A 7,076-nucleotide genomic window follows, 5' to 3' on the forward strand; every position below is an offset into this window, starting at 1 on the left:
ATTTAGCAGCGCTGCGAAGGCCCTCAGCTGCTGCGACAGGGGCGGGCGCTCAGCTGCTGCGCCAGGGGCGTTCGCTCAGGGCGGCGACGGCGGCGATGGCCGCCAGCCCCCAGAGCACAGGCAGCAGCCCGTAGCGGCTGACCACGGTGCCCGCCAGCACCAGGGGCAGGCTGAGGGCGATGTTGATCAGGTTGTTCTGCAGGCCGAACACCCGGCCGCGCTGGTTTTCCGGGGTGTCCTCCTGGATCGTGGTCTGGGCGGGGATCGCCAGCAGGGCCGCACCCACCCCCAGCAGGCCGCAGAGCAGCAGGGTGAAGACGAGGTTGCCCCGCAGCTGGCCCAGCAGCACCAGGCACCAGGCGATGGTCCCGAGCCCCGCACTGGCCAGCCCCCGGCGGCTGAAGCGTTCGCCCAGCTGGGCCATGGCCAGGGCCCCCAGGGCCAGTCCCACCCCGCTCATCGCCAGCAGCACGCCGAAGCGGGTGGGACCCAGCCCGCCGATCGCCGCCGCCAGGCTGATCGCCAGCACATAGAGGGCCGCCAGCAGGCTGTAGAGCAGCACCAGCTGGATCATGGCGCTGCGCACCTTGGGCCGCTCCCGCAGCACCTGCACCCCTTCGCCGATCTCCTCCCAGACGGAGATGGAGCGAGGCTCCCGCGGCGGTTCCTGGATCTCGATCCCGGCGATGGCCAAGGCCGCGGCGCCGTAGCAGAGCGGCAGCAAGACGAATTCTCCGCCCGGGATGCCCACCTGGGCCAGCAGGGTGCGCAGCAGCCGCAGGATCGGGTCGCCGAGGGCGAAACCGACGATGGTGGCGGCCATGCTGGTGGCCTGGTACACCGAATTCGCGGCGAGCAGCTGGGGATAGCTCACCAGCAGGGGAATGGCCGCCTGCTCGGCCGGCGCGAAGAACTGGGTGAGCACCGACTCGAAGAAGGTCATGGCCACCAGGGCCCAGTAGCCCCAGCTCAGCCCCAGCCACATCGGCCCCGGCAGCAGGCACAGGGGGGCCAGCATCACCAGGCCGGCCCGCAGGCCGTTGGAGGCCACCATCACGGTGCGCTTCGGCCAGCGGTCGGCCCAGACGCCCGCCACCGTCCCCAGCAGCATCGCCGGCACGGTGTTGGCCACGTAGATGCCGGTGGCCAGCAGGGTGATCATCTGGGCCCGGGTCTCGAAGCTCATCCGGAAGGCGGCGGCCGCCTCGGCGAGGGCCGCGTTGTTCTGCGGCGTGTCCGTCACCCAGTACTGGGCGATCAGGAACACCATCAGCACGATGTAGAACTTGTCCGCCAGCTGGGAGAACACCTGGCCGATCCAGAGGCGCCGGAATCCCGGCAGGGCCAGGACGGCGGCCAGTCCCCTCTCGGTCTTGCCGCTCGGGCTCATGCTGGCTCGGACGGATGGGAGGGCATGGGGTCGCAGGCGGTCCGCAGCAGTCTGAAGGCTCGCGGTCGCTGACCGAGATGCTCGCCGCACCAGGCCTCCACCAGATCCAGCAGGTGCAGCCACACCGCTTCCGGTCCCATCAGCTGGCCGTCACGGCGGCGCGGTGGGGCGGGGCGTGTCAGCCGCTGCAGCAGGGCCAGTTCGGAAGGGTTGAGCATCACCCTGGCCCCCGGGATCGCTCCGATCGCCAGCCCCTCGCTGGGCAGCAGGCTGCAGCGCCAGGACCAGTCCCCGATCGGCGGCACCAGCGCGGCGCCGCTGCGGACGCAGTGCTGCAGGGGCAGGGCGAAGCCCCCCAGGGCCAGCAGGTGGATGCTGCCCTGCACGGCCACCGCCAGGGCCTCCACCCGCTCGGACCGTTCCGTCACCACCGCCTCCAGGCGCCCCAGCTGGAGCAGCAGGTCGGCGAGCACCCCCGGGGCGGGCGTCTCGGCGGGCACGAGCTTGAGGCAGAGCTCGGCCAGGGCCTGGGCCGTGGCCAGGGTCTCCAGGCGCTGGGCCAGGCCGCTGTAGTTGCGAAGCACCCGCAGCTGCCGGACCCGCCGCAGGCCGCCGCGGCCCCCCACCTGCAGGACCAGATGGGCCAGGGGCACCGCCGCCGCCAGGCTGCTCTTCGGCCGTCGCGCCCCCGGCACCGCCAGCCGGGTGAGCCCTTCGGCCTCGCTCAGCAGGGTGAGCAGCCGGTCGTGCTCCCCCAGGGGACGGCAGGTGAGGGCGAGGCCCTCCAGGTGCTGTTCAGGCACCGGCGCGCAGGGCCTGCATCAGGGCCACGCCCCGGCTCGTGCCCAGCCGGCCGGCACCGGCCGCCACCAGGGCGAGGGCCTGGTCGAGATCGGCGATGCCACCGGCGGCCTTCACCGCCGCCCGGCCCCTGGCCAGGGCCACCAGCCGGGCCACCTGCTCCGGGGTCACCGCTGGGCCGAAGCCGCTGCCGGTCTTGAGATGGCGCACCCCGGCATCGATGCTGATCTCCACCAGCAGCTCCAGGGCCTCGGGGTCGAGGCGGCCCATCTCCAGGATCACCTTGACCGGCAGGCCCAGGTCGGTGATGGCCGCCAGGTCGTCGAGCACGGCGGTGCCATCGCCATCGGCAAGGGCCCCGAAATCGGGCACCACGTCCAGCTCGTCGGCACCGGCGGCGGCGGCCCACTCCGCCTCGGCCCGCTTGATCGCCGCCGGGATGGCCCCGAAGGGGAAACCCACCACGGCGACCAGCTTCACCGCCCCGTCGACCGGCAGCCGCTCACGGGCCACCGGCAGCCAGCGGGAGGCCAGGCACACCCCGGCGAAGCCGAAGTGGCGGGCCTCATCGCAGCAGCGGAGGATGGCCTCCCGGCCCCGGTGGGGGTCCAGGAGGGCGTGGTCGATCAGGGGGGCGAGGTCGGGCCGTTCGGGCTCCCGCTCAGGTGTCACGGGCCTGGATGACGCCGAATCCGCCATGGTTGCGGCGGTAGACCACCTGGATCTGGCCCGTGGCCGCGTCCCGGAACACGTAGAAATCGTGATCGATCACATCCAGCTGATGCAGGGCCTCCTCCAGGTCCATCGCCGGCATGGCGAAGTACTTGCGGCGTACGCCGCGGTGGGGCACGGCGGGCTCGAGGCCATCGGTGAGGGAGCCCCCGGGGTCGGGCAGCGTGGCAGCCCCGGCTTCCTCGGCCGCGGCGGAGCGGTGCACCGGACCCTGGGTGCGCTCCTGGAGACGGTCCTTGTAGCGGGTCAGCTGGCGGCTCAGCTTGGTGGCCACCAGATCGATGCTGGCGTAGAGGTTCTCGCTGCGTTCCTGGGCCCGGATCACCACCCCGTTGGCGAAGACCGTGACTTCCGCCGTCTGCTGCGGCACACGGGGATTGCGGGCCACCGACAGATGCACGTCGGCTTCCTTGACGATGCCATCGAAGTGGCTGATGGCGCGATTGAGCTTGGCTTCGGTGTACTCCCTGATCGCCGGTGTGACGTCGAGATTGCGGCCGTGGATCAGCAGTTTCATTCGGGTGCCTGCCTCCAGAGGAATTCTGGCTCTGGGACAACCTCAAGCTAGGAACGCTGTTGCATGGCCCCCAACACTCCCGCAATTCTTTTTGAAGCCCCGGCTCCGGTGCCCTTCCCGCTGGCCTGGGAGTGGCAGCGCCAACTGCAGCGGCGCCGGCTCGACGATCCCGCCGTGCCCGACGCCCTTCTGCTGCTGCAGCACACCCCCTGCTACACCCTGGGCCGGGGGGCCAGCCTGGAGCACCTCGGCTTCGATCCGGCCGATCCGCCCCTGCCGCTGCACCGCATCGACCGCGGCGGCGAGGTGACCCACCACCTGCCCGGCCAGCTGGTGCTCTACCCGGTGCTCGATCTCCAGCGCCACGGCGGCGACCTGCACCTCTATCTGCGGGCCCTCGAGGACGTGGTGCTGGCGGTGCTGCAGGAGCTGGGGCTGGAGGGGGAGCGCATCGAGGGCCTCACCGGGGTCTGGCTGGAGGGCCGCAAGCTGGCGGCGATCGGGGTCGGCGCCCGCCGCTGGATCAGCCAGCACGGCCTGGCGCTGAATGTCGACTGCTCCCTGGAGGGCTTCGGCGCGATCGTCCCCTGCGGGCTCAGCGACCGGCCGGTGGGACGGCTGGTGGACTGGCGGCCCTGCCTCACCCCCGAGCAGGTGGCGCCGCTGCTGCTGGCGGCCTTCGCCCGCCGTTTCGGACTGACCCTGCGGCCGCCGGGGCCACAGGAGGGACTGGCTGGCCTGGGGGAGGGGGGAGACCGGTCGGGACTGGGAGAATCCTGATTTCCCGTTGCTCCACACCGGCCGCCCATGAACGCCAGAGCCGAGATCCACTGGGGCGGCAGCCCACGGGACCGCCGTGCCCTTGAAGGTCGCGCTGACTGGAGCTGGCTCGAGGGGCTCGAGGGCCTCTGGCCGGAACTGGAGCGGCTGCATGGCCCCCGGGTGGCCCTGGAAGCCCCCCACGGCCGCCATCCGGAGATGCTCCGCTACGACGAGCTGCGCCAGGCGATCGACCGGGCGGCGGCGGCCTTTGCCGATCTGGGGGTGGGGCCCGGCGATGTGGTGGCCCTGTTCGCGGAGAACGGTCCCCGCTGGCTGGTGGCCGACCAGGGGCTGATGCGGGCCGGGGCGGCCGATGCCGTGCGCGGCAGCGCGGCGCCGGCCGAGGAGCTGCGCTACATCCTCGAGGACGCCGGCGCGGTGGGGGCGGTGCTGGAGTCGGCCGCCCTGCTCGAGCGGCTGGCCCTCGACGGGCCGGCCCTGCAGCGGCTGAGCTTCATCGTGCTGCTGGAGGGGGAGGCCCCGGCCGTTCCCCTGTCGCTGCCCTGCCTCACCTGGGAGGCCCTGCTGGAGCGCGGCGCCGCCAGCCCCCTGCCGCCCGTCCCCACGGGAGGGCCCGGGCGGCTGGCCACGCTTCTGTACACCTCCGGCACCACCGGCCAGCCCAAGGGCGTGCCCCTCAGCCACGCCAACTTCCTGCACCAGCTGGGCACCCTGGGGGTGGCGGTGTCGCCGAGCCCCGGCGATCACGTGCTGTCCGTGCTGCCGATCTGGCATGCCTACGAGCGCACCGCCGAGTACTTCCTGCTCAGCTGCGGCTGCCGCCAGACCTACACCACCCTCAAGCAGCTGCGTTCCGACCTGCAGAAGGTCCGGCCCCAGTACCTGATCAGCGTGCCGCGGCTGTGGGAGGCCCTGCTCTCGGGCTTCGAGGACGCCCTGGCCGCCATGCCCGCCTCCCGCCAGCGCCTGCTGCGCCGGGCCCTCGCCGTCAGCCGGGCCTTCCACCGGCGGCGGCGGGTGGCCCTCGATCTCACCCTGAAGCAGGAAACAGCGGCCGACCGGCTTCTGGCCGCCGGCGGCGCCCTGCTGCTCTGGCCGCTGCATGGGGCGGCCGGCGCCCTGCTGTGGCCGAAGGTGCGCGGCCAGCTGGTGGGCGGTCGGCTGCGCACCGCCATCAGCGGCGGCGGGGCCCTGGCCATCCACGTGGACGGCTTCTTTGAGGCCGTCGGCATCGAGCTGCTGGTGGGCTACGGCCTCACCGAGACCAGCCCGGTTCTCGCCTGCCGCCGGCCCTGGAGCAACCGCCGTGGCAGCGCCGGCCAGCCCCTGCCGGACACCGCCCTGAAGGTGGTGGATCCCGTCACCAGGGCCTCGCTCCCGGTGGGCGAGCGGGGGCTGGTGCTGGCCAGGGGGCCCCAGGTGATGGGGGGCTACCACAACAAGCCCGAGGCCACGGCGAAGGTGCTGGATGGCGAGGGTTGGTTCGACACCGGCGACCTGGGCCTGCTGCTGGCCGATGGAACCCTGGTGCTGACCGGCCGCGCCAAGGACACGATCGTGCTCAGCAGTGGCGAGAACATCGAGCCCGGCCCCCTGGAGGAGGCCCTGGTGGCCTCGCCGCTGGTGGAGCAGGTGATGCTGGTGGGCCAGGACCGCAAGCAGCTCGGGGGCCTGGTGGTGCCGAAGGCGGAGGTGCTGCAGGCGTTCGCCGCCGAGGCCAATCTCCCCTGCCCTGAGCCCGGGGAGCCTGGTGCCGGCGCCGATCCGGCCCTGCTGCGGGCCCTCTGCCGCGAGTGCAACCGCCTGCTGGCGGCCCGGCCGGGCTCCCGGGCCGACGAGCGCCTCGGCGGCGTGTCCCTGGTGGAGCCCTTCAGCATCGACAACGGCCTGCTCACCCAGACCCTCAAGCAACGCCGCGATCGGATCGCCGAGCGGGACCGCGGCGCCATCGCCGCGCTCTACGGCGAGAGCTGACCCCATGGTTGACCGGATCCCCCGTCGCCTGACAGCCTGAGCCCTGCACCTGAAGTCCCATGGCCGACGGCAACAGCCTCAACATCAAGCGATCGATCACGGTGCGCGCCGTGGTGACGCCGCGCTGGAAGGAGGATGCCGAGCGGGAGCTCAGCAATGCGCTCACCAATTTCGACCAGCAGCTGGCCCAGCTGGAGCAGGAGGGGCAGCGGCTGGTCGATGAGATCCGTCGTCAGAGCGCCAATCCCCTCGATCCCCGCGTGCAGGAACAGGTGGGTTCGGTGCAGCAGCAGGTGGCGGCCAAGCGCGCCGAGTTCGAGGAACAGAAGCGCCAGGTGCTCGACCAGCAGCGCCAGGTGCGGGAGCTGGAGATGGAGCAGGTGGTGGAGCAGGGCCAGATCGAGAGCTTCTGCGACGTCCAGGTGGGCGACAACCTGGTGCAGAAGCTGCAGGTGGCGGTGCTGGTGCGGGATGGGGTGATTGAGGCGATCGAGGGGGGCTGATCCTTCCGCCACCTAAAATCCCCCCCATCACAGAGGCAGTCCCCCGTTGGCCACCCACGAAATCTTCATGCCGGCCCTCAGCTCCACCATGACGGAGGGCAAGATCGTGGAGTGGCTCAAGAAACCCGGTGAGCGGGTCGAGCGGGGCGAGTCGGTGCTCGTGGTCGAGTCCGACAAGGCGGACATGGATGTGGAGGCCTTCCAGGAGGGGTTCCTGGCGGCCGTGCTGATGGAGGCGGGCAGCACCGCGCCGGTGGGCGAAACGATCGGCCTGATCGTGGAAACCGAAGCGGAGATCGCGGCGGCCAGGGCCGCGGCCCCGGCCCCTGCCGCGGCGGCCCCCGCAGCGGTGGCGCCCGCAGCCGCCCCACCGGCC

General features: G+C 72.2%; 8 protein-coding genes. 4 read left to right on the forward strand and 4 right to left on the reverse strand.

Annotation, left to right across the window (positions count from 1 at the left end; translation table 11 throughout):
• Positions 1-49: 49 nt before the first annotated feature.
• The 4 genes from CJZ86_RS07975 to hpf are packed head-to-tail and all read right to left on the reverse strand — an operon-like array spanning position 50 to position 3,440.
• A complete protein-coding gene (locus CJZ86_RS07975) occupies positions 50-1,390 on the reverse strand; it encodes an MFS transporter (protein ID WP_094585419.1) in 1,341 nt (446 codons plus the stop codon).
• Positions 1,387-2,193: a DNA repair protein RecO gene (gene recO / locus CJZ86_RS07980; protein ID WP_094585420.1), complete on the reverse strand. Its 807-nt coding sequence runs from the start codon at positions 2,191-2,193 to the stop codon at positions 1,387-1,389. Before recO ends, CJZ86_RS07975 begins: the two co-directional genes overlap by 4 nt.
• A complete protein-coding gene (gene deoC, locus CJZ86_RS07985; protein WP_094585421.1) occupies positions 2,186-2,890 on the reverse strand; it encodes a deoxyribose-phosphate aldolase in 705 nt (234 codons plus the stop codon). The genes recO and deoC overlap by 8 nt, the downstream gene beginning before the upstream one ends.
• Positions 2,853-3,440 carry a ribosome hibernation-promoting factor, HPF/YfiA family gene (hpf, locus tag CJZ86_RS07990; RefSeq protein WP_094585422.1) on the reverse strand — a complete coding sequence of 196 codons (588 nt, stop codon included), beginning with the start codon at positions 3,438-3,440 and terminating at the stop codon, positions 2,853-2,855. The genes deoC and hpf overlap by 38 nt, the downstream gene beginning before the upstream one ends.
• A 63-nt stretch (positions 3,441-3,503) precedes the next feature.
• Between hpf and lipB the strand changes: the two genes are divergently transcribed.
• The 4 genes from lipB to CJZ86_RS17325 all read left to right on the forward strand — a co-directional run.
• Positions 3,504-4,220, forward strand: coding sequence for a lipoyl(octanoyl) transferase LipB (lipB, locus tag CJZ86_RS07995; protein WP_094585423.1), 717 nt, complete (start codon positions 3,504-3,506; stop codon positions 4,218-4,220).
• A 27-nt stretch (positions 4,221-4,247) separates the two neighbouring features.
• Complete coding sequence (locus CJZ86_RS08000; protein WP_094585424.1) at positions 4,248-6,197, forward strand: AMP-binding protein; 1,950 nt, start codon at positions 4,248-4,250, stop codon at positions 6,195-6,197.
• Positions 6,198-6,256: 59 nt separating this feature from the next.
• Complete coding sequence (locus CJZ86_RS08005; RefSeq protein ID WP_094585425.1) at positions 6,257-6,700, forward strand: YlqD family protein; 444 nt, start codon at positions 6,257-6,259, stop codon at positions 6,698-6,700.
• Positions 6,701-6,746: 46 nt separating this feature from the next.
• Positions 6,747-7,076, forward strand: a 330-nt coding sequence (locus CJZ86_RS17325; protein ID WP_286145707.1) for a biotin/lipoyl-containing protein, incomplete at its 3' end; no start/stop codon positions are given.

Source organism: Synechococcus sp. BO 8801, assembly GCF_002252675.1.
Classification (GTDB): domain Bacteria; phylum Cyanobacteriota; class Cyanobacteriia; order PCC-6307; family Cyanobiaceae; genus Cyanobium.

What these genes read in the sequence shown, in the direction of transcription:
- CJZ86_RS07975 (WP_094585419.1), bottom strand. Translation starts at nt 1,390, where the DNA reads ATGAGCCCGAGCGGCAAGACCGAGAGGGGACTGGCCGCCGTCCTGGCC.
- deoC (WP_094585421.1), bottom strand. Translation starts at nt 2,890, where the DNA reads ATGGCGGATTCGGCGTCATCCAGGCCCGTGACACCTGAGCGGGAGCCC.
- hpf (WP_094585422.1), bottom strand. Translation starts at nt 3,440, where the DNA reads ATGAAACTGCTGATCCACGGCCGCAATCTCGACGTCACACCGGCGATC.
- lipB (WP_094585423.1), top strand. Translation starts at nt 3,504, where the DNA reads ATGGCCCCCAACACTCCCGCAATTCTTTTTGAAGCCCCGGCTCCGGTG.
- CJZ86_RS08000 (WP_094585424.1), top strand. Translation starts at nt 4,248, where the DNA reads ATGAACGCCAGAGCCGAGATCCACTGGGGCGGCAGCCCACGGGACCGC.
- CJZ86_RS08005 (WP_094585425.1), top strand. Translation starts at nt 6,257, where the DNA reads ATGGCCGACGGCAACAGCCTCAACATCAAGCGATCGATCACGGTGCGC.